Raw genomic sequence first — 754 nt, 5'->3', positions numbered from 1 at the left:
CGCGCAAGCAATGGCTGGCCGATCACCTGCGGCTGCGCGGCCGCGTCGTGCTGGACGACGGCGCCGTGCAAGCGTTGCTGCGCGAAGGCAAGAGCCTCTTGCCCATCGGCGTGACCGATGTCGAGGGCGAGTTCGGCCGCGGCGACGTCGTGGCCTGCGTGGACAGCAAGGGCGTGGAATGCGCCCGCGGGCTGATCAATTATTCGTCTGCCGACACGCGCCGCATCCTGCGCCAGCCGTCGTCGCAGATCGCGCGCATTCTGGGCAGCATGACCGAACCCGAGCTCATGCACCGGGACAACCTGGTAGTGCTGTAAGTCAGACGCCGTCCGCCACCGAAGGCGCCCTGCCCGCGCCTTCGGGCAGCAGGATGTACCCCCATCCCCGCACCGCCAATAGCGGAAGTTCGATATTGAACCGGCGCGCCTTGCTGCGCAGCCGCGACACGACGACATCCACGCGCCGCGCGCCGTCCAGGGGGTCGCGCGTTTCCGCCGGAAAGAAGTTTTCGCGATGCAGGCAGTAGCCCGGCGCATTGAACAACCGCATCAACACGGCGCGCTCGCGCAGCGTGAGCGGCAGGCGCTGACCCGCTGGGCCCACCAGCACCCGCCCCGGCGCAACGACGCGCCAAGCGCCCGGTCCGCATCGCGAACGCCGGTACAAGCTGCGCAAGAGCGCATCCCATTCCAGGGGCTCCATGCCGACCGGCACACAGGCATCGACGCCCGCGTCCAGCGCCGCCGCGCGCTCG

2 protein-coding genes are annotated in these 754 nt (G+C 69.6%); one reads left to right on the top strand and one right to left on the bottom strand.

Annotated elements, in window-relative coordinates:
- On the top strand, positions 1-317 hold a 317-nt coding region (locus B2W22_RS27825), incomplete at its 5' end, for a PUA domain-containing protein (RefSeq protein ID WP_349679480.1).
- Position 318: 1 nt separating this feature from the next.
- Here the strand turns inward: B2W22_RS27825 and B2W22_RS27820 are convergent.
- Positions 319-754, bottom strand: a 436-nt coding sequence (locus B2W22_RS27820) for a winged helix-turn-helix domain-containing protein (protein ID WP_349679479.1), incomplete at its 5' end; no start/stop codon positions are given.

It is taken from the genome of Achromobacter sp. UBA4530 (assembly GCF_002388205.1).
GTDB classification, from domain to species: domain Bacteria; phylum Pseudomonadota; class Gammaproteobacteria; order Burkholderiales; family Burkholderiaceae_B; genus Achromobacter; species Achromobacter animicus.
This window is presented reverse-complemented; position numbering and strand designations above follow the sequence as displayed.